The organism is Kribbella sp. NPDC051137 (genome assembly GCF_040682535.1).
In the GTDB taxonomy this organism is placed as follows: domain Bacteria; phylum Actinomycetota; class Actinomycetes; order Propionibacteriales; family Kribbellaceae; genus Kribbella; species Kribbella karoonensis.
The window spans coordinates 117,772-139,278 of the sequence record NZ_JBFBBI010000003.1 but is presented as its reverse complement, the minus strand read 5'-3'; the positions used below and the strand labels follow the sequence as shown (position 1 = coordinate 139,278).

The following is a 21,507-nucleotide window of genomic DNA, read 5'->3' as shown; positions in this document are numbered from 1 at the left end:
GAGTCCCGGGCGCCCTGGCCGACCCAACAAGACGGGGACTGGGGAGACGATGAGCAACGACGCTGAGGTGCTGGCGACGGTACGGCACATCCTGGACGAGCGGCGGCCGGCCGAGGACACGATCCGGGCTATCAGGAAGCTGCTCGAGCCACCGCGCGAGCGCCAGCCGGTGGAGCTGACCGGCCGCGGCTGGCCGGTACTGCGGGCCAGCGAGGCGCCGAGCGGTACGGCGTGGGAGTACCACGATGACCCGGAGATGCCATGACGACCCGGGACGATCGAGGCCGGCCGGAGCACGTCCCGAACGGTTACCGGATCGGCGAGTACGAGAAGTGCGAGGCGACCCGGGACGGCGTACGGTGCGTCCAGAGAGTCGGCCATAAGGGCAGGCACATCGGCCACAACCCGACCCTCAAGAGGTCGCGCGTGTGGGACGGATAGTTGCCCACCGCAACACAGACGAACACCCCCGGGCCAGCGCATGGTCCCGGGGGTGTTCCTTGTGCGTTGAGCTCACCACATCCCGAGCGGCGGGAACGAGTTCGACCCCGGCATGCCCGGACGAATCCCGCCCTTCTGCGACTTCGCGTATGCCGCGTTGGCCTCCTCTCGAGCCTGCTCGGCGGCCCGCTCCTGCGCAGCCTGAGCACGCAACTGCCGCTCGATGCTCGCTCGGATCAGCACGTGCTCGGACTCGAGCGGAGGCAGCTCCCAGCCGTCCGGCGCGACCTTGGCCCACCCGGGGACCGGAACGGCCTGGTGCGTGCCGCCCATGCCGGCGACCAGTTGCTCAACGGCATCCCGGTTGACGGCCCGCCGTACCGCGACCGCAGCGGCACAGATCGCCTCCCAACGCTCGAGCAGCTGCATCAGCTGGTCCCACGTCTCGGCCTCGCGTGACGTGTAGCCGAACGCGGCCAGTCCGCTCAACGGCACCGGGAGCACGGCGGCCGAGTGAGCGACACGTTCGCCCTCGGCCCGCAGCATCGTCATCGCCTCGGCCGCCTCGCCGTCTCGAGCAGCCGCAAGCGCCCGGTTCGCCGCGAGATCGGCGGCCGCGGTCACGAGGGCGTGCCCCGGCTCCGGCCCTCGCTGCGGGCCGGTGTCGGCACGTGCCAGCTCGAGCGCCCGCACGGCGGCCTCGTTCGCGGGCACGGACCCATCGGCCAGGGCCTCGATCAGCTCGGTGCGGGTCGCCTCGTCCGCCGCCCGCATCGCCTCGAGCTCGGCGGCCAGCTGGTCCGCGCGGCCGAACCACTCGCGGGCGTGCGGAAACGTCAGCGTGGTCAGCGACAGCCGGTCGACGGCATGCAGCGCGGCCCGCAGCTTGTATGCGTCGCCGCCTGCTTGGTGCGGCTTGGCCCCGGTCGTCGGCAGCTCGGTCTCACTGGTCATGGTCGAGATCCTCTCGGTGATGGTGGTGGTGTTGTCTGCGGTGATCTGGCGCACCCGCCAGCGGTCGAGCAGGCTCACGCGTCCGCTCCGTCCGGGTGGTCGGCGGCGAGGCGCTCGGTCTGCCGCGCCAGCTCCCGGTCCGTCCGCTCCTGCTCGGCGCGCTGCTCCTTCGCGACGCGGGCCCAGCCGTCGCGGATCTCCTGCTCGCGGATCTCGCCGAGCTCTGCCGGCGTACGTCGCGGCTCGCTCGGGTCGACGTACCGCGCGTCATCCGGGCGGTTGGCTTCGGGGTCGAACATCATCTGTCGGTCTCCAATCGGGTGTTCCTGGCACGGCAGTCCGCCAGCCAGAGGGCAACGACATCGCTGCTCACCGGGTCCAGACGGTCCCGGATCGTCGGGCGCGCGGGGTCAACTGGCGGCGTCACAGGCCGCCGCTCACCTGGCCGCCGGCACCCCTGGCCGTGGTAGACCGCCAGCGACCGCGTGCCGCCCTCTGAGGGCGCGAGCCACCACCAGGCCCGGCAGCAGTCCCGAACGGCCCGCGGCGGGCCGCCAGTCGCCAGCAGCCGCGGATGCAGCTCGGCCCGCGAATGCTCGGCGGCAGCCGCGAGGGCCACCGGTCCACGCCAGCCCGTCAGGCAGGTCAGGCACAGCACGTGCACCTCGCCAACCGGCCAGCTGCGCACGTCCAGATCAGGCGCGCTGTGCGGCATCTCGAGGCCGCGCGTCAGCTGCGGCGCGAGCTCGCCGGCACTCGGCCGGATGCGCGGATTCTCGGCCGCCTGCAGCCGGTCGCCGAAGGCCTCTCCCGCGTGCGCTCGAGCGCTGTCGACCGGGCCTCCGCAGTGTGAGTGAAGACAGAGGGACGTGGATGTCCTAGGGCCCTGCACGGGAAAGACGGGGGTCGCGCGCGCGAGCTCGGCGGTCATCGTCGGTACTCTCCGAACGCGACGAGCACGAGTCTGCGACCTGTTGTGATCGGTCGGACGGCGTGCGGGGTGGCAGCGGTGAAGCCGAGCAGGTCGCCGGCCTCGAGCTCGACGGGCTGGCAGTTGATCTCGAGCTGTCCGCCGGCGAAGTCCTGGCCGGGCTGGTTGAGCAGCAGGCTCAGGCTGACGGTGCGGTCCCACGTGCTGGGTACCTCGGATACCCGGTCGGTGTGCTGCTCGAACTGGTCGCCGGGTGTGTAGCTCATGACGCTTGCGGTGGCGTAGTTGACGGGCAGGCCGTACGCCTCGCCGACGATGTGCAGCAGCTCGGAGATCAGCGGGCCCCAGTCGTCCCACGGCAGGGCGGCGTGCTGGCGCGGTGGCCGGTATCCGTCCAGGTCGGGGTACTCGGCGGTGCGCTCGAACAGGTCGACCAGGTCGGCGATCACGTCATCGGGCAGGGCCTGCCGGATCAGCACGGCGGGTGCCGGCCGGGCGTCGACCGCGGGCAGCTCGGGCTCGGTCGCCTGGTCGACGGGTACGCCGTACCGCTCGGCGAGCTGGCCGGCGACCGGGGCGAGCCAGGGTGCGAGGACGAGTCGGTGGATGCGGGCGTGTGCGAGGTGCACGCTGCCGTCTGCGGCGTAGTCGCTGCTGTACGGGTCGGCGGTGGTGAGCGTGCCTTGCACCTCGAGCTCGGCGCGGACGTGGTGCCGGGTGGACCAGCTGGTGAACTGGGTGCCGGCCGCGTCGGGTGCCCAAGCGAAGACGTGCGAGAGCTGGCCGCCCGGCTCGATCTCGGCGGGCACGGCGCGTTCGCTGGCGACCAGGAGCACGGCGGGTGTGTGGCCGGCGGCGAGGTGTTCGCGCAGCTGCCGCTCGGCGCGGTCGGCGTGCTGCATCCGCGTGAACACGTCGGCGTCCGGGCTGGGCTCGGCGTACGGCTCGGCGGCGACGCGGTAGTACTTCAGGTGGTGGGCAGGCATCAGCTGGTTCCCTTCCGGCTTCGTGGGGCGGGGTCGTACACCGCGCAGGTGGTCCAGACGGCCCGCACCTCGTGGCCATGGATGCGGGCGTGCTGGGCGCCGACCGCGAGCGCGTTGCGGCCGCGCCATGTCCGGTCGCATCTCGAGCAGACCGCGTGGGTCGCCAAGGTCGCGTACGTCTTCTGGATCTTCACGAGGCGGCTCGATTCGGGTTACAGGTTGGGCATCTGGCCATGCGGCCGTCCGGTAGCTCGACCATCCGGCTCGCGTCGCAACTGGTGCACTTCGGCGGCAGCGGTGGGGCCGGTGTGTCCATCTGCTCGACCCTCGAACGCACGACCGCGGCGACGTTGCGCGAACCAGTCCGGGGGTCGCCGGTGCTGCGTACGTGGTCCGCGATCTGGTGCGGTGTCCAGCCGCGGCCGAGCTGATCCCGGACAGCCCCGGTGCAGCTCGGGACCGCCTGGCCGGCGAGCTCGGCGAGCAGCTCGAGGGTTCGTTGCACGTCGTCATTCCGCCGCCCGCTCTTGGGTGCGTCCTCCTGTAGTTCTGTAGAGGCGGGGTGGGGATACATGGGATAGGGATAGGGAGTGGTCGGGCTCCCCGGACCACTAGCCGGACCACTACGCAGACCGCTAGCGCCGTAGCGGTCGGGCACACCGGACCACAAGTTGTGGTCGGGCACACCGGACCACAACGGATCGTTTGTGGTCGGGCTCACCGGACCACTAGCGAGGGCTGTGGACAACCCGTAGTGGTCGGGCTCCGCGGACCACAAACGAGGACCGTGCTCGGTGCACAGCCGGTACTCGGACCGCGCTCGGCCGGAACCTCTGCGGATCTCGATCAGGGGCGGCCGGCCCTCGCGACCCGGGCCAGCGAGTGACCGGATCGCATCCGACACCTGGCCCTTGTACTCGCCTGACCACTCGCTCAAGTCGTCCAGCTTTGGCGAGCACGTGAACGGCGGCTGCTTGTCGAACGTGTCGAGTGCAAGCAGCATCAGCACCAGGCGCTCGCGCGTGGTCGTCCACCGTCGCGGTAACCGCCGGACCCACTCGACAGCAGGGCGCGGCCCGTCGACCAGGGCAGGCGCGTCAGCTCCTCGGTTGTCCGCCTTACCGCGTACCGTGGCAGCTGAGAGGGTCGGCCCATCGGGGTCCCGAGAGCTGGCCGGTTCGGCACCTTCCCGACCGGCCAGCCGCCCCACCTTCGTAGCGTCGCTAAGCGGTTCGGCGTACCGCTCGCGGCCGGGGGCAGCCGATACAGTCGTACCAGTCGCGTGCCTCGCTGACTGTTGAACCCCTGGCTCCGGTCGGGGGTTCTTCCATGTCACCGATCACCGCCGGCGAGGTCGGCCGGCTGCACGATCTCGCCGCGCAGATCGGCCTCAGTCAACACGCGCCGAGCGAGAGCGGCCCGGACAATGCGGGCAGCCTTAGCGAGCTGGGCAGGGTCATCCACCGCCCGAACGGCGGCCTTGGTCATCAAGCTACGGCGGGCGTTCGACGTACGGGCGGCGCGGTCTTCCGGGCTTTCGGGTCGTCGGTCAGGGGTCAGCGTCTCGGATGCGGTCATGGGGTTGCGCACAACTTTCGAGGCGGGGCCCGCGCATGGATGTACGCGAGCCCGAGAGACTTCCCGCGGAGGTTGTGAGCCCCGGCTGTCGGGGGCGCCACTGGCTGTCTGCGGGGGCGGTCCCGGCCGGACTGGACGGGTCCTCCGGGGGTATCTCTGCCTTTCCGGCCCCGCTCACCGGGGCGCTGGGTCGACCGTCATCCTCCCGGCGACGGCGGCTGTGTGCACCGACAAGTTACAACCCTGTGAGATCTCAGGTCACAGGACACGCCATGCAATCGAAACCCTGTTCGGGTCAAAGGTGTGCTTCGTCTCCGGCGCGGCCCGGTGGATCGTGACTCGCTCGATGAACAGCCGCACGAAGTCGCGTCGCTCGTCCAGCGTCATGTACGGCCAGGCCTCGCGGGCCTCGGCCACGTCGACCCGGGCTCGAGGCGCGGGCAGGTTGGCCAGCTCGCCGGACAGCTCCCGTTCCTGGTCGGCCAGATCAGCCCGGGCCGTCGACCACTCGGCCGCGGTCAGGTGACGGCGGGTCCACATCTTCGCGAGCTCGGTCCGCTGCTGCTCAAGGTCGCCCAGCTGCTTGACCAGCGCGTCGCGACGTTCGGCGTACTCATCGACGGCCAGGGCGTGCAGGAACTCCGGTTTGTCGAGCTCAGCCCACAGCCGATCCATCACGAGCTCGTCCACGCGATCCATCGCCACACTGACGCAGGCTCGGCCGCCCTTCACCACCGCGCACAGCAGATGCGGTTTGCTGGTGCCGTTGCGGTGAACCTTCGGCGCCCCGATCAGGTCGCAGCCGCACACCCCGCAGACCACCAGGCACGGGTCGCCGCCGGTCAGCAGGTACTTGCGGCCGGGGTGGTTGCGGCGCCGGCCGCGCACGAGGTGGGCCTCGCCGTCGCTGCGCTGTACAACCCGGTCGGCGGTCAGCTTCGCGGTCACGGCTCGCCAGGTCGGCTCGTCCAGCACGGGTGGCCAGTTCCCGCGGACGGTGGCGCCCTGGTGCACGCGCTTCCCGGCGATCGTGGGTGACAGCAGCGTCGACCGGACCGAGGACGCTCCGAGCTCCCCGCCCCGCGTACCGGTGACGCCACGGGCCCGGAGCTCGGTCGTGATGTTGGCCATTGACCAGCCGGACAACACGGCGTCGGCGGCCCACGCGTACGCCTCGGCGCGGTCCGGGATCGGCTCGAGGGTCTTCTCACCGTCCGGGGTCTTCGCGCCCCGATAGCAGGCGTGCGCGCCGCCTGGTGGCAGTCCTCGGCCGGCCTTGTCCGCGAGCGTGTCCATCAGCCGCCGCCGCATCTTGCGGACCTCCCCGGCGTTCAGCACGGCCTTGATGCCGGCCACCTCGCCGCGCACGTCAACCAGACCGTCCCGCTTGGTGTGCAGGTGGGTGATCCCCGCGGCGTCCAGCTCGGCTGCGAGGCCGAACCAGCGGAGCTCGTCACGCTCGAGGCGGGACTGTTCGACGGCCCACACGTGAGCGATCCGGCCCGCGGCTAGCCACTCCTTGAACCGGTCATGCTCGGGCCGGGGCCCGTCCGGGTTCATCGCCGAGTTGTTCCCGTCGGCGAACACCTCGACGGGAACGCCCGGCCAGGTGGCAGCGGCGTACTCGCGGCCCCACCGTTCCTGAGCCTGCACACCCTCGGTTCGGCCGGACTTGTCACGGCTGATCCGGCAGCACAACGCGACGTACTGAGTCATGCATCGCAGCATGCAGGATGAGTAGGCGTATTGACAACACTCGACTCACGGGAACTGCGTGAAGCCGCCGAGGTCGGCGACCACGGACGGTACGGCGGTGGCCAGGATCGTCGCGTCGATCGCGACCAGGCCGACGCTCAGCATCACCGCGAGCAGGATCGGGCCCCGTTCCGACCGAAGCCCCACACTCGCCCGGTCGATCCGCTCAGTAGTCATATCACCGACCAATGTAGGTGAACCGACAGCTATTCCCTCAACCGTGGACCGCCTCGTGGACTTCACCCAGGTACGACGAGGCAGGCGCGCCTGGTGCAAGGCACGTGGGCTCCCCGGCCGTTACGCTCCGGGAGTGAGGAAGCGGTCTTTCGTGAGCGGCGCCGTGCTCGTGGTGACCGTGTCACTGACCGTGGTGCTGCTGCCGATCGCGATCAACGTCGGCACCGGCGGCACCGCACCCGCGTTCCTCGAGCCGTACGTCGGCCTGGTGTGGCCGGTGATCGGGGTGCTCTGGGTCGTCGCGGTCGGCACGGCGCTGCTCGAGGTACGGAACCGGCGGCAGCCGCGGATCTCGAACCGGACCGCCGACCAGCCACGGAACCGGCAGAACGCGCTGCTCCAGGTCGACCGGTACCTGTCCGAACGCCGCGCCGGTTCGCTCGCCTCGCGGACCCGGATCGCGGTCGCGCTGGACGGCAAACCGGACGCGGTCCGTCCGTTCGACCTGTTGGTGCAGCCGCTGAACGACGCGCCCACCCGGATCCCCGACGACGCGGACATCGCGACGGTCTTCGACGACCTCGAGGACAACATGCTGATCCTCGGCGCGCCCGGCGCCGGGAAGACCACGATGCTGCTGAACCTGGCCCGCCGGGCTCTCCGCCCTCGCGCAGACCGACGAGCAGCAACCCGTCCCGGTGGTGCTCGACCTGGCCGGATGGGGCGCGCAGACGTCGCACCGGAACGACGACGACCCGGGCGACAGCGCCTTGCTCGCCGGCTTCGTCCGCTGGTTGCTGTACGAGCTGAACGACCGCTACCGGATCCCGCCAGGCGTCGGACGGACCTGGTTGCGGGCCGGACGGCTGGCGTTGCTGCTCGACGGACTCGACGAGATCGCCGAGCCGGACCGCGCCAAGCTCGAACCGGTGCTGGAGGAACTCCGCCACAACTACCGGGTCAGCCAGCTCGCGATCACCTGCCGGACGCACGACTACGAGCGCCTGCCGCGCCGACTGAGCCTGTTCGGGGCCGTGCACATCAGACCGCTCTCCAGGCAACAGGTGCTCGACTACTTCGCCGCCGTCGGCCCGGTGCTGGACGGTGCGCGGGAAGCGATCGAGCAGGACGAGGAGCTGTGGGACCTGGTCAGCTCACCGCTGATGCTGAACGTGATGACGCTCGCGTACCAGGACCGTGCGCCCGAGGACGTCGCCGCCGGCGGGGTCGCCGACCTGCGGCGCGAGCTCTTCGACACGTTCATCTGCGAGGTCCTCGCTCGCAACCGCAAGACCGGCAGACAGTACGACGCCAAGACCGCAGTACGGCGCCTGTGGTGTCTGGCCTGGTGGACACGCAGCAGGGCCGGCGACCGGACCGCCGTACCGCGGTGGATGACGCCGGACGGTTGGTACGGACTGGCATTGCCTGAGGTGGACTATCTGACGCACGCGGTCTGTCTACCGGCCCTGTTCGGCGCGCTCAGTGCGGGCGCCACGCTGATGATGATTGCGCAGTACGGCGCACTCGCCGGGCTGGCTGTTGCCGGTGCGGCGCTGGTGCTCGTCCACCTGCTGCCGCATCCGTGGCAGAAGCTTGTCGGGAACGCGCCGCGGCCGGTGCTGCTCTATGCGGTCGTGCTGTTGATAGGCACGGCTGGGACGGTCGCGGTGACGGCTGCTGCGTTGGGGCTGGTGGAGATGCTCACGGCCAAGGTGGCTCTTGCTATCGAGGCTGCGCTGGTTGCCGGTGCCTATGGGGTCGAGCTGATGGTGTTCCACGACAACAGGCGGCGGTTGCTGCTGGGGGTGCGGCTTCTAGCGGTAGTGGCAGCAAGTTGGGTCGTGCTCAGCCTCGGTGCTGCCGGTCCGTTCGCTGCTGGTGCTGCTGTCGGGCTCCTGGTTGCTCAGGGCATCCGTATGGTGAAGTCGCTGCCCACGGACCACCTGCCGGCCGCCGCGGTGGGTGACACCTGGCGTATGGACGTGTGGGTCGCCGGCGGTGCAGTGGCTGCGTTTCTGATCGCCGTACTGCTCGGAGCCGACTTCTCGTCACCGCAGCTGGAGGCGGCCGCTGGAATCGTGGTGGGAGCCGTTGCCGCGAAGGCGTGGCGCCGGCGGCCGCCGGTGCTGGCCGGGCCGTTGTCCCGCTGGCTGCACGACCTGCTGCTGCGGTGGACCGGGTACCTCTCGTGGCGGCGCCGGGCGTTCCTGCAGTACGCCGCCGATCGGTTTGTGCTCGCTCGCACCGGGCACGGCCAGTACGCGTTCATCCACCTGCTCGTCCGCGACCACCTCGCGGAGTGCACACCGGACGAGCTCGCCGCGAAGGTCGAGCGCCGGATCGCCGAGCGGGAGGCGCGTCGTCAGGCGGGTTCGGTGAGCGCGTAGCCGATCAGGCTGCTGCACAGGGCGAGCGCGATCAGTGTGCTGAGGGCGAGCCGGAGCGACGTGTGCTCCGCGATCGTGCCGAGGACCGGGGTCGCGACGCCGCCGACGCTGACCGCGAGGCCGAGCGTCATCCCGCCCGCCGTCCCGACGCGGCCCGGGAGGAAGTCCTGCCCGAGCGTGACGTGCAGCGAGAACGGGATCGACATCGCGATCGCGGTCAGCGCGAGGAACCCGAAGAAGGCCGGCCCTGGGACGAACACCAGGCACGCGATCGCGGGGACGGCGACGGCGTACGACGTCCGCAGCGTGCGGACCCGTCCGTACCGGGTGGCGAGCCGGCCGCCGAGCAGCGTACCGAGCGCTCCGGAGGAGAACAGCACGAAGAGCGCGGTCCCGCCGGTGGTCGTCCCGCCGCCGACGCGCTGTCCGGCGTACAGCGCGATGAAGGTCCCGAGGCCGACGAACACGATCGACCGGCAGACCATGATCACCGACAACCGCAGGAACGACGGCCAGTCGTCGGCGCCCTCCGGCGTACTGCGGACGACGGGCCGGGTGGCGCGTGAACGGATCGCCCAGGAGGTGATCGCGGCGCCCAGCAGCGCCGGTACGACGAGCACCGGGGTCAGTGGCAGACCGCCGGCGGCGATGATCGGGGTGACCAGCACCGGTGCCAGCGCGAAGCCGACGTTCCCGCCGACCGAGAACCAGCTCATCCCGACGTGACTGCCGCCGCTGACCAGGCGCGCCATCCGGGCCGCCTCCGGGTGGTACGCCGCGACGCCGAGGCCGGAGAGGGCGGCAGCCAGCCACATCAGCCAGTACCGGTGGCCGACGCCGAGCAGGGAGATCCCGAGGCCGGCTGTCGTCATCGCGACCGGGATCAGCCAGGTCGACGAGCGGCGGTCGGTGAGTACGCCGAACACGGGCTGGACGACGGAGGACAGCAGGGTCGCGGCGAGCGTGATGCCCGAGACCGCGACGTACCCGAGGCCGCGCTCGGCGACGAGGAACGGGACGAGTGCCGGAACGCATCCCTGGTAGATGTCCACGCAAGCGTGGCCGACCGCCATCAGTCCGATTGATCTCCGCACCTGACGATCGTCGTCGCGGAGGTGGTTGTCCGGCTTCCGATAAAATGCCAGGTGATGCCGGAAACCCGCCAACGTCCCGCGACCACCGGTCACCGCCCGATCCAGGCCGGCGGCGGCATCGACCCGCACTGGCACGACCGCCATCAGATCGTGTACGCCGGCCACGGCGTCCTGGCGGTTACCACCAGTACGGGCACCTGGGTAGCCCCGGCCACCACCGCGATCTGGATCCCCGCCCGCACGGTCCACCAACACCGCGCCTACGGCGAAACCACCCTCCACACCATCGCCCTCGACGAGAACCCCCTCGCCCTCACCACCCCCACAGCCCTCTCAGTCACCCCCCTCCTCCGCGAACTGATCCTCACGTACACCTCGGACGAGGAGCGGGGTGAGTCTGTGGAGCGGGTGCGGTTGCGGGGGGTGTTGCTGGATCAGTTGCGGGCGTCGGATCAGCGGCCTACGTACTTGCCGGCGGGGCAGGATCCTCGGTTGATGAGCATTTGTGAGCTGCTACAGGAGGATCCGGCCGACGGCAGGACCCTTGTGGAGTTGGGGCGGGTGGTGGGTGCCAGTGAGCGGACGTTGAGTCGGTTGTGCAAGGGAGAGTTGGGGATGACGTTCCCGCAGTGGCGGGTGCAGTTGCGCTTGCAGCGGGCGTTGATCCGGCTGGCCGAAGGGAGATCGGTGACCCAGGTGGCGCACGAGACCGGATGGGCCTCGACGAGTGCGTTCATCGACAGCTTCCGCCGGGCGTTCGGTCACACCCCGGGATCGCGCAGAGCCTGATCGAGGATCCGGCTCCACTGCCGCACGATGCCGCGACGCCGAGCGCTGTCGTCGGTCAGCAGATCCGCCAGCCCGAGCCCGCGCGCCATGTCCAGCACTCCCTGCACGGTCTCCCGAACCCCGGGCGTCCGCTCACTCACCTCGAGCACTTCCAGCAACGCGCGATGCGCCTGCCGGCCAACATGCGCCTCCAGCCGCACGATCTGCGCCCGCAACGCCTCCTCGGTCGACGCCGCCACCCACAGGTGCAGCGCGGCCCGGAACAACGGCCCGGTGTACACGTCCGCGAGCATCCCGACGATCGCCTCGGTCCGCCCGGCACCGCTCGGCAGCGCGGAGGCCTGCGCGCGGATCTCGGCCAGGCGGACCTCGGTCATGTACTCGACCGCCGCCGCGAACAGATCCGCCCGGGTCGGGAAGTGGTGCTGCGCCGCGCCCCGCGAGACGCCGGCCCGCGTCGCGACCACGCTCACCGTGGTCGCGGCGTACCCGACCTCGGCGAGCGACTCGACCGAGGCCTCGAGCAGCCGCTGCCGGGTCGCCCGCGAACGGTCCTGCTGGGGCGCCTTGAGCACTTCACTCACGGGCCCGCAACTCCCGGCGGAGGATCTTCCCGGACGCCGCCTTCGGGACAGCGTCGATGAACTCGACCTGCCGGACCTTCTTGTACGGCGCCACCCGGGAGGCGACGTACTCCATCACGTCCTCCGCGGACAGCGAGACGCCCGGCATCGGCACCACGAAGGCCTTCGGTACCTCGGTCCCGTCCGCGTCGACGCCGATCACCGCCGCGTCCGCGATCCGGTCGTCGGTGAGCAGGACGGCCTCGAGTTCGGCGGGCGGCACCTGGTACCCGTGGTACTTGATCAGCTCCTTCACCCGGTCCACGACGTACAGGTAGCCGCGCTCGTCCATGCGTCCGATGTCGCCGGTGTGCAGCCAGCCGTCGGCGTCGACGGTGGCGTCGGTGTCGGCCGGCCGGCCTAAGTACCCCTTCATCACCTGCGGCCCGCGGATCCAGATCTCGCCCTCGTCCGTATCGTTGCCGTCAGCACCTACCAACCGCATCTCGGTCGACGGGAACAGCTTCCCGACCGCGCCCGCGGGCGGCTCCGGGTCGTCCTGCGGTACGGCGTGCGTACCGGGCGACAGCTCCGTCATCCCGTACGCCTGCAGTACGGCGTGCAACCCGAGCCGTTTCGCGCACGCCGCGGCCAGCTCACCGTCGAGCGGCGCCGCGGCCGACGTCACGTACTTCAACGCGGACAGGTCGACGCCGTCCACCGCCGGGTGTTTCGCCAGCGCCAGTACGACGGGCGGCGCCACGAACGCGCGGGTGATCCGCTGCTCGTCCAGCGTGGTCAGGAACTGCTGCAGGTCGAACTTCGGCAGCACCACAACCGTCGCGCCGAGTCGCAGCGGCAGGTTCATCAACACCGACAGCCCGTAGATGTGGAAGAACGGCAGGATCGCGATGATCCGTTCCTCGTCCCCGAGCGTGATCATGACCTCGGCCTGCGAGATGTTGGTCGCGATGTTCCGGTGCGTGAGCATCACGCCCTTGGCCGCACCGGTCGTGCCGCTCGAGTACGGCAGTACGGCGACATCCTCGGCGGGGTCGATGTCCACCACCGGCTCCGGACCGGTCGACGCGAACAGCTCCTGGATCGAGCGGTACCCCTCGGCCTGGTCGCAGACGAAGATCTGCTGGACGTCGGTCCCGTCGACCGCGGCCGTCGCGACCGGCAGGAACAGCGAGATCGTCACCAGCAACGTCGCCTTCGAGTCGACCAACTGCTTGTGCAGCTCGTCCGCGGTGTACAGCGCGTTCACCGTGGTCACGGTCGCGCCCGCGCGGGTGGCTCCGTAGAACACCACCGGGTAGAGGATCGAGTTCGGGCTGTAGAGCGCGATCACGTCCCCGTGCCGGACACCGAGCTCCGCGAGGCCGGCAGCGACCCGGCGGGTCAGGTGATCCAGCTCCGCGTAGGTCAGCGTCTTGCCGGTGACGCCGTCGACCATCGCCGGCCGGTCACCGTACTCCTGGGCGTTGCCGAGAACGGCGTCGTGGATCGGTACGTCGAGCACCTCGACGGGCGGGAACTGACTGGTGATGATCATCGGCCCAGGCCTTTCTCAGTAGGACTTCGGCAACCCGAGGCTGTGTTGTGCGACGAAGTTCAGGATCATCTCCCGGCTCACCGGAGCGATCCGGGTCGCGCGCGCGGCCGCGACCAGCGAGGCAACGCCGTACTCGACCGTCATACCGTTGCCGCCGAGGGATTGCACGGCCTGGTCGGTGGCGCGGACGGCAACCTCGCCGGCGGCGTACTTCGCCATGTTCGCGGCCTCGCCGGCCCCCATGTCGTCGCCGGCGTCGTACAACGCGGCCGCCTTCTGCATCATCAGGCGGGCGAGCTCGAGCTCGATCTTGATCTGCGCTAGCGGGTGCGCGAGTCCCTGGTGCGCGCCGATCGGATGCTTCCAGACCTGGCGTTCTTTGACGTACGCGGTCGCCTTGCCGAGCGCGTGCCGGGCGATGCCGAGCGCGAACGCGGACGCCATGATCCGCTCCGGGTTCAGGCCCGCGAACAGCTGCATGAGCGCGGCGTCCTCGGACCCGACGAGCGCTTCGCGCGGGAGCCGTACGTCGTCCAGGAACAACGAGTACTGCTTGTCCGGGCTGATCAGGTCCATCTCGATCTGCCGGAACTCCACACCCGGCGCGTCGACCGGGACGATGAACAGCGCGGGCTTGAGCTTCCCGGTCCGAGCATCCTCGGTGCGGCCGACGACCAGGACGGCCTTCGCGACGTCGATGCCCGAGATGAAGACCTTGCGCCCGGAGAGCGACCAGCCGTCGTCGGTCCGGCGCGCGGTGGTGGTGATCTGGTGCGAGTTCGACCCGGCGTCGGGTTCGGTGATCGCGAACGCCATGATCGTCGTACCGTCGGCGAGCCCCGGCAACCACCGCTGCTTCTGGTCGCCGGTGCCGAACCGGGAGATCACCGTGCCGCAGATCGACGGCGAGACCACCATCATCAGCAGCGGGCAGCCGGCCGCGCCGAGCTCCTCCAGCACGATCGACAGGTCGGCCATCCCGCCGCCTCCGCCGCCGTACTGCTCGGGCAGGTTCACCCCGAGGAAGCCGAGCTTGCCGGCCTCCAGCCACAGCTCGGCGGTGTTCCCGCCGGAGCGGGCCTGCCGGTTGAACCACTCGTACCCGTACTTCTTGCCGAGCTCCGCGACCACCTTCCGCAGCTCGCGACGCTCTTCGGACTCCACGAAGCTCATGAGTTCTCCCCAACCACGGCCAGTACGGCGCCGACCTCGACCTGTTGTCCTGCCGCGACCTTCAACTCGCCGACGACCCCGGCCATCGGCGCGGCGATCAGGTGCTCCATCTTCATCGCCTCCAACCACACCAACGGCTGCCCTTGCGTCACGACGTCACCAACCTGCACGCCGACCCGGACCACAGTCCCCGGCATAGGTGCCACCAACGAACCCGCGGCCACCTGCTCCGCCGGATCGGTGAACCGCGCCACCGGTGTCAGCATGACGCTGCCGAGCGCCGAATCCACACAGGTGATTCCGTCGTACGCCGCAACCTCGAACGCCCTGCGCACACCGTCGACTTCGAGCACCACGTGGTCCGAGAAGCTGTCGATGAGCGTGATGTTGCCATCGACAACCAAGCCGTCCCGGGTCAGCCGGTACTCCACCTCGACTACCCCATCGCCGTACCGGAAGCTCTTCCGCTGCGGCTGCGACGCCAGGTTCCGCCACCCACTCGGTACCCGCACCGGGGTACGCCGTCCTGCGGCGTCCGCCAACGCCGCCGCCAACGCCGACACCCGCACCACCGCGTCGTCGACCGCTGCACCCACGCCGTGCTTCGCGAAGAACGCGGTATCGGTTTCCCCCGCCAGAAACGCGGGATGCCGAAGGATCCAGACGAGCAGATCCCGGTTGGTGCCCACCCCGTGGACCTTCGCCCGCTCCAACGCCCGGGCCAACCGCCGAGCAACCGTCGCACGGTCGTCCCCGTACGCGATGACCTTCGCCAACATCGCGTCGTAGTACGGCGAAACCTCGGACTCGTCCTCCACCCCCGAATCCACCCGCACCCGCGCTTCCACCGCGAAGCGGTGCAGAACGCCTGTCTGGGGTTGCCAGTCGTGGAGTGGGTCCTCGGCGTACAGCCGGACCTCGATCGCGTGACCGGCCGTCGGCGGTGGTTCGGGCGGGAGGTGCTCGCCGGACGCGACCGCGAACTGGAGCGCCACCAGGTCGAGCCCGGTGGTCTCCTCGGTGACCGGGTGTTCCACCTGGAGACGGGTGTTCATCTCGAGGAAGTAGAAGTTGCCGCTCTCGTCCGCGAGGAACTCGACCGTCCCCGCCCCGACGTATCCGATCGCCGCGGCAGCCTTCCGCGCAGCATCGAAGAGAGCGGGGCGCATCGACGGAATCCGCTCGACCAGCGGCGACGGCGCCTCCTCGACGACCTTCTGATGCCGTCGCTGGATCGAGCACTCGCGTTCACCGACTGCCCAGATCGTCCCGTGCTGATCCGCCATCACCTGTACTTCGATGTGCCGCCCCTGCGCCAGGTACCGCTCGCAGAACACCGTCCCGTCACCGAACGCCGACAACGCCTCCGCCGACGCCGCCTCGATCTCCCCGGCCAGGTCCGCCAGCCGCGACACCACCCGCATCCCGCGCCCACCACCACCGGCCGACGCCTTCACCAGCACGGGCAGGTCGTCCGCCGACACCTCCGCCGGCGTGAGCTCGGCCAGCACCGGCACCCCGGCCGCCGCCATCAGCTTCTTCGCCTCGATCTTCGACCCCATCGACGAGATCGCGTCCACCGGCGGCCCGATCCAGGTCAACCCCGCATCGATCACCGCCTGCGCGAAAGCAGCGTTCTCCGACAGGAACCCGTACCCCGGATGCACCGCATCCGCGCCGGCGCGAAGGGCCGCCTCCACCATCAGCTCCGCCCGCAGGTACGTCTCCCCCGGCGCGTTCCCCGGCAGCCCTACGCCGGCATCCGCCTCGTCGACGTACGGCATCCGCGCATCGGCCGTCGAGTACACCGCCACCGTGGACAGCCCGAGCGATCGCGCCGTACGGAAGATCCGCCGCGCGATCTCGCCCCGATTGGCCACCAGAACAGAGGAAATCATCGGCATCACATCCTGAAGACGCCGAAGGACGAGGTGCCTTCGACCGGGGCGGAGTGGATGGCGGACAGGCAGATGCCGAGGACGGTGCGGGTGTCGCGGGGGTCGATCACGCCGTCGTCGTAGAGCCGGCCGGACAGGAACATCGGGAGCGACTCCGCCTCGATCTGACCTTCGACGTACGCGCGCATCTGCCGGTCGCCGTCCTCGTCGTACGGCATGCCCTTCGCCTGCGCCGCGGCCCGGGCGACGATCGACAGCACGCCGGCGAGCTGCTGGGGGCCCATCACCGCGGACTTCGCCGACGGCCACGCGAACAGGAACCGCGGGTCGAACGCCCGCCCGCACATCCCGTAGTGCCCGGCGCCGTACGACGCGCCCATCAGGATCGAGATGTGCGGGACCTTGGAGTTCGAGACCGCGTTGATCATCTGCGCGCCGTGCTTGATGATCCCGCCCTGCTCGTACTCCTGCCCGACCATGTAGCCGGTCGTGTTGTGCAGGAAGATCAGCGGCGTGTTCGCCCGGTTCGCGAGCTGGATGAACTGCGCCGCCTTCTGCGACTCCTCGCTGAACAGCACCCCGCGCGCGTTCGCGAGGATCCCGACCGGATATCCGTGCACGGACGCCCACCCGGTCGCCAGCGACGACCCGTACAGCGGCTTGAACTCGTCGAACACCGAGCCGTCCACGACCCGGGCGATCACGTCCCGCGGGTCGAACGGGATCTTGAGGTCGCCCGGCACGATGTCCAGCAGGTCGTCCGCGTCATGCAGCGGTTCGGCGTACGTCGGGGTCGGCGCGGGACCCGCCTTGCGCCAGTTCAGCCGGGAGACGATCTGCCGACCGAGCCGGATCGCGTCCTGCTCGTCGACCGCGAAGTAGTCGGCCAGCCCGGACTGCCGGGCGTGCATCGAGGCACCGCCGAGCGACTCGTCGTCGGCGTCCTCGCCGGTCGCCATCTTCACCAGCGGCGGCCCGGCGAGGAACACCTTCGCACCGCCGTCCACCATCACGACGTAGTCGCTCATGCCCGGGATGTACGCGCCGCCCGCGGTCGAGTTGCCGAACACCAGCGCGATCGTCGGGATGCCTTCCGCGGAGAGCCGGGTCAGGTTCCGGAACATCGCGCCGCCCGGGATGAAGATCTCCTTCTGCGTGGGGAGATCGGCGCCGCCGGACTCGACCAGACTGATCACCGGCAACCGGTTCGCGCGGGCGATCTCGTCGGAGCGGAGGGCCTTGCGCAGCGTCCAGGGGTTGCTGGAGCCGCCCTTGACGGTCGGGTCGTTCGCGGTGATCAGGCACTCGACGCCTTCGACCACGCCGATCCCGGTCACCAGGCTGGCACCGACGGCGAAGTCCGAACCCCAGCCGGCCAGCGGTGAGAGCTCGAGGAAGTAGGAGTCCGGGTCGAGCAGTAGTTCGATCCGCTCACGGGCGAGCAGTTTGCCGCGCTTGTGGTGCCGCTCGACGTACTTCGGTCCGCCGCCGGCCAACGCCTTCGCATGCTCGACATCGAGTGCGGCCAACTTCTCCAGCATTGCTTGGCGGTTGCTCATGCGCCCGCCCGGGGAATGGTCATGTGGTGTACCCCAGTCTCTTCGAGGCGAGGCCGGTCAGGATCTCCGTTGTGCCGCCGCCGATGGCGAGGATCTTCTGGTCGCGGTACTGGCGTTCCACCTCGACGTCTCGCATGTACCCGAGTCCGCCGTGCAACTGCAGCGCCTGATCGCACACCCACTGCCCGGCCTCCACCGCGGTGTTCTTCGCGAAGCACGTCTCGGCGATCACGTCCTCGCCCGCGTCCGCCCGGCGCGCGACGTCGTGCACGTAGACCCGCGCAACGCTGATCCGGCGCGCCATCTCGGTCAGCGTGTGCTGCACCACCTGCCGCGAGATCAACGGCCGGCCGAACGTCTCGCGCTGCCGGCACCACTCGACCGTCAGGTCGAGCGCCCGCTGCGCCCCCGCATACGCCTGCACGGCCAGCGTCAACCGCTCGGCCACGAAGTTCACGGCAAGCTGCACGAATCCGGACCCCTGGACCCCCACCAGATTCCCGGCCGGCACGCGAACCTCCGTGAACGAAAGCTCAGCAGTGTCCGAACAGAGCCACCCCATCTTGTCGAGCTTCCGCGAAACCTCGAACCCCGCTGTCCCGCGCTCGATCACCAGCAAACTGATCCCGTGCGCTCCAGGACCGTCGGTGCGCACCGCGGTAGTGACGAAGTCCGCCCGGCACCCGGAAGTGATGAACGTCTTCGCTCCGTTCACCACAAACTCGTCGCCCTCAGGCCGAGCCGTCGTACGAAGCGACGCCACATCCGACCCACCACCTGGCTCCGTGATCGCCAGTGCCCCGATCAGTTCACCGTCCAACGTCGGCCGGACCCACCGCTCGATCTGCTGCTCATTGCCCGCAGCAACGATATGGGGAAGCGCGATGCCACAGGTGAGCAATGAGGCGACCAATCCACCGGAACCGCCCGCGTAATGCATCTCCTCGACGACCGCGATCGCGTCGAGCAGCGACCCGCCCCCACCGCCAACAGCCTCCGGAAAGCCGACCCCGAGCAGCCCGAGCGCCCCCGCCTTCTTGTGCAGCTCACGCGGCAGCTCGCCGGTACGCTCCCACTGGTCCAACTGCGGCAGCACCTCAGCCCGCATGAACCGCCGTACGGACTCCCGGAAGTCATTCACAACAGCACCTCCGGTACGTCGACGTACCGCGACCGCAGCCACTCCGCGACCGCCTTCGCCTGCGGATCGAACCGGGCCTGCGCTGCCACTCCCTCGCCGAGCAACCCTTCGACGACGAAGTTCACCGCCCACAGGTTCGGCAGCAGGTACCGCGTCACCGTCAGCGGACGCGTCTCCGGTAGGAGCTCCTTGAACAACTGCACGGTGAGCGTATGCGCGAGCCACCGCCACGTCTTGTCGTCGCGCACCCAGACGCCGACGTTCGCGTCACCGCCCTTGTCCCCGGAGCGGGCGCCGGCGATCCGGCCGAGCGGGACCTCGCGGGTCCGCGGCGGTCCGCTCGACAGTTGCAGCAGCGGCATCGGCTCCTCGATGTCGTCGACGGGCGCGAGCGGTCGCGTCTCGCCCGCCGGCGCGACGACCTTCCGGGTCCCGTCCGGTAGTACGACGACGTGCTCGACGTCGTGGATGTCGACGTACCCGGCGCGGAACACGCCGTACGGCGAACTGTCGCCAGGCGGCGCTGTGACGTGGAACCCGGGGTAACTCGCCAGCGCCAGCTCCACCGCCGCATTGCTGAACGCGCGCCCGACCACCTTCGGGTCCGGGTCCTTCACGGCGCAGCGCAGGTAGACGCTGGCCTCTTCCTCGGACTCGGCGTTCGGCTTCTCGGTCCATGCGAGCGACCACTTCAGCTCAGCCGGACGCGTCGGGAGCGCCTGCTCCAGTTGCTTGTGTACGAGCTCCGCCTTCTGCTCCAACTGCAGCCCGGTGAGGACGAAGTCGACCTCGTTCCGGAAACCGCCGACGCTGTTCAGCGACACCTTGTACGTCGGCGGCGGGGCCTCACCGCGGACGCCGGAGATCCGCACCCGATCCGGGCCGTCCTCGGCGAGCTCGATCGTGTCCAGCCGCGTGGTGACGTCCGGACCGGCGTACCGGGCGCCGGTGATCTCGTACAACAGCTGCGCCTTGACCGTGTCGATCGTGACCGCGCCGCCGGTGCCGTCGTGCTTGGTGATCACGCTGCTGCCGTCCGCGTGGATCTCGGCGATCGGGAACCCGGGCCGCCCGAAGTCGCGGATCTCGGTGAAGAACGCGTAGTTCCCGCCGGTCGCCTGGCAGCCGCACTCGATCACATGTCCCGCCGCGACCGCGCCCGCGAGTTCGTCGTACTGCGTCCGCTGCCAGCCGTGATGCGCCGCCGCCGGCCCGACGATGACCGAGGCGTCGGTCACCCGTCCGGTCACCACCACGTCGGCCCCGGCCCGGAGCGCGTCCGCGATCCCCCACGCGCCGAGATAGGCATTCGCGGTGAGCGGCTGACCCAACCCCAGCTCTTCGGCCCTGGGCAGCAGATCATCGCCTTCGACGTACGCGACCCTCGGATGCAGCCCGAGCTTCTCCGCCAGCTCGCCGATCGCGGTGGCCAGCCCGGAAGGGTTCAACCCACCCGCATTGCTGACGATCTTCACGCCCCGATCGAGCGCCTCTCCGAGACCTGACTCGAGCTGCTTGAGAAACGTCCTCGCGTACCCCAGCGCCGGGTCCTTCAGCCGGTCCCGCCCGAGGATCAGCATGGTCAGCTCGGCCAGGTAGTCCCCGGTCAGCACGTCCAACGGTCCGCCGGTGAGCATCTCCTGCACCGCCGTGAACCGATCCCCGTAGAACCCGGACGCATTTCCGATGCGGATGGGGGCGGTCGGGGAACCGCCGGCGGGTGCGCTCATTCGAACTGCCCCGGCTCGCGGCCCTTCCCGGGGAGCCCGGCGAAGGCCTGGATGATGCCGAGCCATTCCTCGGCGTCCGCACCCTCGGCCTGCACCGAGAGGTCAGAGCGGTGCCTGCGCTGGGTGGCCAGCAGACAGAAGTCGACCGCCGGTGCCACCACCCGCTGCCCGGCGTCCTCAGGCCCGAACGCCCACACCTCACCGTCAGGCCCGGTCAGCTCCACCCGGAACGCCTCCGCGGGCGGCTGCCGGTTGTTCAGCAGATAAGCGAAGTCCCGCGTCCGCACCGCCAGATGTGCGACATGCCGCAGCCGGTTGCTCGGCTGCCGTCGTACGCCGAGCGCGTCGAACACGTCCTGCCCGTGCGCCCACGTCTCCATCAACCGCGCGGTCGCCATCGAGGTAGGACTCATCGGCGGCCCGTACCAGAGCACCTTCTCCCCGTCCGGCACCTGCCGCAACGCGTCCACGACCTCGGCGCGCGTCTCCCGCCAGTACGTCAGCAGCTGATCCGGCGGCAGCGCGGCGGTCTCCGCGGCCCCGTCGTCGACGTACGTCGCCGGACTCGCCGCCGCGACCTGCAACGACGCCTTGAACCCTTCCGGATCGGTCGCGGCCAGCCGCGTGGCCTCGTCCGTCCAGGCGAGGTGCGCGATCTGATGCGCGATCGTCCACCCCGGTGCCGGTGTCGGAGTAGACCACTCGTCCGCCGCCAACCCACCGACCAACCGATCCAATTCAGCACTCTCGACCGACAGATCGGCCAGCACCTCGTCCACTCGCACGCCGC

22 protein-coding genes are annotated in these 21,507 nt (G+C 70.0%); 3 read left to right on the top strand and 19 right to left on the bottom strand.

From position 1 onward, the window contains the following. Positions 1 to 49 precede the first annotated feature (49 nt). On the top strand, positions 50 to 265 hold the full coding sequence (locus tag AB0M51_RS15580; protein WP_363749497.1) for a hypothetical protein: 216 nt from the start codon (positions 50 to 52) through the stop codon (positions 263 to 265). Between the two features lie 248 nt (positions 266 to 513). On the opposite strand, the gene AB0M51_RS15575 is transcribed toward AB0M51_RS15580, so the two are convergent. The 10 genes from AB0M51_RS15575 to AB0M51_RS15530 all read right to left on the bottom strand — a co-directional run bounded on the left by AB0M51_RS15575 (position 514) and on the right by AB0M51_RS15530 (position 7,416). Continuing rightward, complete coding sequence (locus tag AB0M51_RS15575) at positions 514 to 1,473, bottom strand: hypothetical protein (RefSeq protein WP_363749496.1); 960 nt, start codon at positions 1,471 to 1,473, stop codon at positions 514 to 516. Continuing rightward, positions 1,470 to 1,697, bottom strand: a complete 228-nt coding sequence (locus AB0M51_RS15570; protein ID WP_363749495.1) for a hypothetical protein — start codon at positions 1,695 to 1,697, stop codon at positions 1,470 to 1,472. The genes AB0M51_RS15575 and AB0M51_RS15570 overlap by 4 nt, the downstream gene beginning before the upstream one ends. Continuing rightward, entirely contained in the window at positions 1,694 to 2,326 is a 633-nt protein-coding gene (locus tag AB0M51_RS15565; RefSeq protein WP_363749494.1) for a hypothetical protein, read from the bottom strand. Before AB0M51_RS15565 ends, AB0M51_RS15570 begins: the two co-directional genes overlap by 4 nt. Then, positions 2,323 to 3,312: a 2OG-Fe(II) oxygenase gene (locus AB0M51_RS15560; protein ID WP_363749493.1), complete on the bottom strand. Its 990-nt coding sequence runs from the start codon at positions 3,310 to 3,312 to the stop codon at positions 2,323 to 2,325. Before AB0M51_RS15560 ends, AB0M51_RS15565 begins: the two co-directional genes overlap by 4 nt. Then, complete coding sequence (locus tag AB0M51_RS15555; RefSeq protein ID WP_363749492.1) at positions 3,312 to 3,506, bottom strand: hypothetical protein; 195 nt, start codon at positions 3,504 to 3,506, stop codon at positions 3,312 to 3,314. The genes AB0M51_RS15560 and AB0M51_RS15555 overlap by 1 nt, the downstream gene beginning before the upstream one ends. Then, positions 3,503 to 3,817 (bottom strand): hypothetical protein, encoded by a 315-nt coding sequence (locus tag AB0M51_RS15550; RefSeq protein WP_363749491.1) that lies wholly within the window; start codon positions 3,815 to 3,817, stop codon positions 3,503 to 3,505. Before AB0M51_RS15550 ends, AB0M51_RS15555 begins: the two co-directional genes overlap by 4 nt. An 827-nt stretch (positions 3,818 to 4,644) precedes the next feature. After that, complete coding sequence (locus tag AB0M51_RS15545) at positions 4,645 to 4,890, bottom strand: hypothetical protein (protein ID WP_363749490.1); 246 nt, start codon at positions 4,888 to 4,890, stop codon at positions 4,645 to 4,647. Between the two features lie 258 nt (positions 4,891 to 5,148). After that, positions 5,149 to 6,606 carry a recombinase family protein gene (locus AB0M51_RS15540; RefSeq protein WP_363749489.1) on the bottom strand — a complete coding sequence of 486 codons (1,458 nt, stop codon included), beginning with the start codon at positions 6,604 to 6,606 and terminating at the stop codon, positions 5,149 to 5,151. Positions 6,607 to 6,651: 45 nt separating this feature from the next. Further along, a complete protein-coding gene (locus tag AB0M51_RS15535) occupies positions 6,652 to 6,822 on the bottom strand; it encodes a hypothetical protein (protein WP_363749488.1) in 171 nt (56 codons plus the stop codon). 120 nt (positions 6,823 to 6,942) lie between these two features. Then, positions 6,943 to 7,416: a hypothetical protein gene (locus AB0M51_RS15530; protein ID WP_363749487.1), complete on the bottom strand. Its 474-nt coding sequence runs from the start codon at positions 7,414 to 7,416 to the stop codon at positions 6,943 to 6,945. Positions 7,417 to 7,520: 104 nt separating this feature from the next. Between AB0M51_RS15530 and AB0M51_RS15525 the strand changes: the two genes are divergently transcribed. Further along, a complete protein-coding gene (locus AB0M51_RS15525) occupies positions 7,521 to 9,212 on the top strand; it encodes a signal transduction protein (RefSeq protein ID WP_363749486.1) in 1,692 nt (563 codons plus the stop codon). Here the strand turns inward: AB0M51_RS15525 and AB0M51_RS15520 are convergent. Next, positions 9,188 to 10,306, bottom strand: a complete 1,119-nt coding sequence (locus tag AB0M51_RS15520) for an MFS transporter (protein ID WP_344188813.1) — start codon at positions 10,304 to 10,306, stop codon at positions 9,188 to 9,190. The genes AB0M51_RS15525 and AB0M51_RS15520 overlap by 25 nt on opposite strands. Positions 10,307 to 10,360: 54 nt before the next feature. Between AB0M51_RS15520 and AB0M51_RS15515 the strand changes: the two genes are divergently transcribed. After that, a complete protein-coding gene (locus tag AB0M51_RS15515) occupies positions 10,361 to 11,095 on the top strand; it encodes a helix-turn-helix transcriptional regulator (protein ID WP_344188814.1) in 735 nt (244 codons plus the stop codon). Here the strand turns inward: AB0M51_RS15515 and AB0M51_RS15510 are convergent. From AB0M51_RS15510 to AB0M51_RS15475, 8 genes are read right to left on the bottom strand one after another with little or no spacing between them, the layout of a single operon-like run. Continuing rightward, positions 11,068 to 11,679 (bottom strand): TetR/AcrR family transcriptional regulator, encoded by a 612-nt coding sequence (locus AB0M51_RS15510; RefSeq protein ID WP_344188815.1) that lies wholly within the window; start codon positions 11,677 to 11,679, stop codon positions 11,068 to 11,070. The genes AB0M51_RS15515 and AB0M51_RS15510 overlap by 28 nt on opposite strands. Next, complete coding sequence (locus tag AB0M51_RS15505) at positions 11,672 to 13,216, bottom strand: AMP-binding protein (RefSeq protein ID WP_344188816.1); 1,545 nt, start codon at positions 13,214 to 13,216, stop codon at positions 11,672 to 11,674. Before AB0M51_RS15505 ends, AB0M51_RS15510 begins: the two co-directional genes overlap by 8 nt. Before the next feature lie 15 nt (positions 13,217 to 13,231). Then, positions 13,232 to 14,389: an acyl-CoA dehydrogenase family protein gene (locus tag AB0M51_RS15500; protein WP_344188818.1), complete on the bottom strand. Its 1,158-nt coding sequence runs from the start codon at positions 14,387 to 14,389 to the stop codon at positions 13,232 to 13,234. Further along, positions 14,386 to 16,287, bottom strand: a complete 1,902-nt coding sequence (locus tag AB0M51_RS15495; RefSeq protein WP_344188820.1) for a biotin carboxylase N-terminal domain-containing protein — start codon at positions 16,285 to 16,287, stop codon at positions 14,386 to 14,388. Before AB0M51_RS15495 ends, AB0M51_RS15500 begins: the two co-directional genes overlap by 4 nt. A 5-nt stretch (positions 16,288 to 16,292) precedes the next feature. Beyond that, a complete protein-coding gene (locus AB0M51_RS15490) occupies positions 16,293 to 17,846 on the bottom strand; it encodes a carboxyl transferase domain-containing protein (RefSeq protein WP_344188821.1) in 1,554 nt (517 codons plus the stop codon). Between the two features lie 19 nt (positions 17,847 to 17,865). Next, a complete protein-coding gene (locus AB0M51_RS15485; protein ID WP_344188822.1) occupies positions 17,866 to 18,987 on the bottom strand; it encodes an acyl-CoA dehydrogenase family protein in 1,122 nt (373 codons plus the stop codon). Further along, positions 18,984 to 20,717: an acyclic terpene utilization AtuA family protein gene (locus AB0M51_RS15480; RefSeq protein ID WP_344188823.1), complete on the bottom strand. Its 1,734-nt coding sequence runs from the start codon at positions 20,715 to 20,717 to the stop codon at positions 18,984 to 18,986. The genes AB0M51_RS15485 and AB0M51_RS15480 overlap by 4 nt, the downstream gene beginning before the upstream one ends. Further along, positions 20,714 to 21,502 carry a TIGR03084 family metal-binding protein gene (locus AB0M51_RS15475; RefSeq protein ID WP_344188824.1) on the bottom strand — a complete coding sequence of 263 codons (789 nt, stop codon included), beginning with the start codon at positions 21,500 to 21,502 and terminating at the stop codon, positions 20,714 to 20,716. Before AB0M51_RS15475 ends, AB0M51_RS15480 begins: the two co-directional genes overlap by 4 nt. Positions 21,503 to 21,507: the final 5 nt, after the last annotated feature.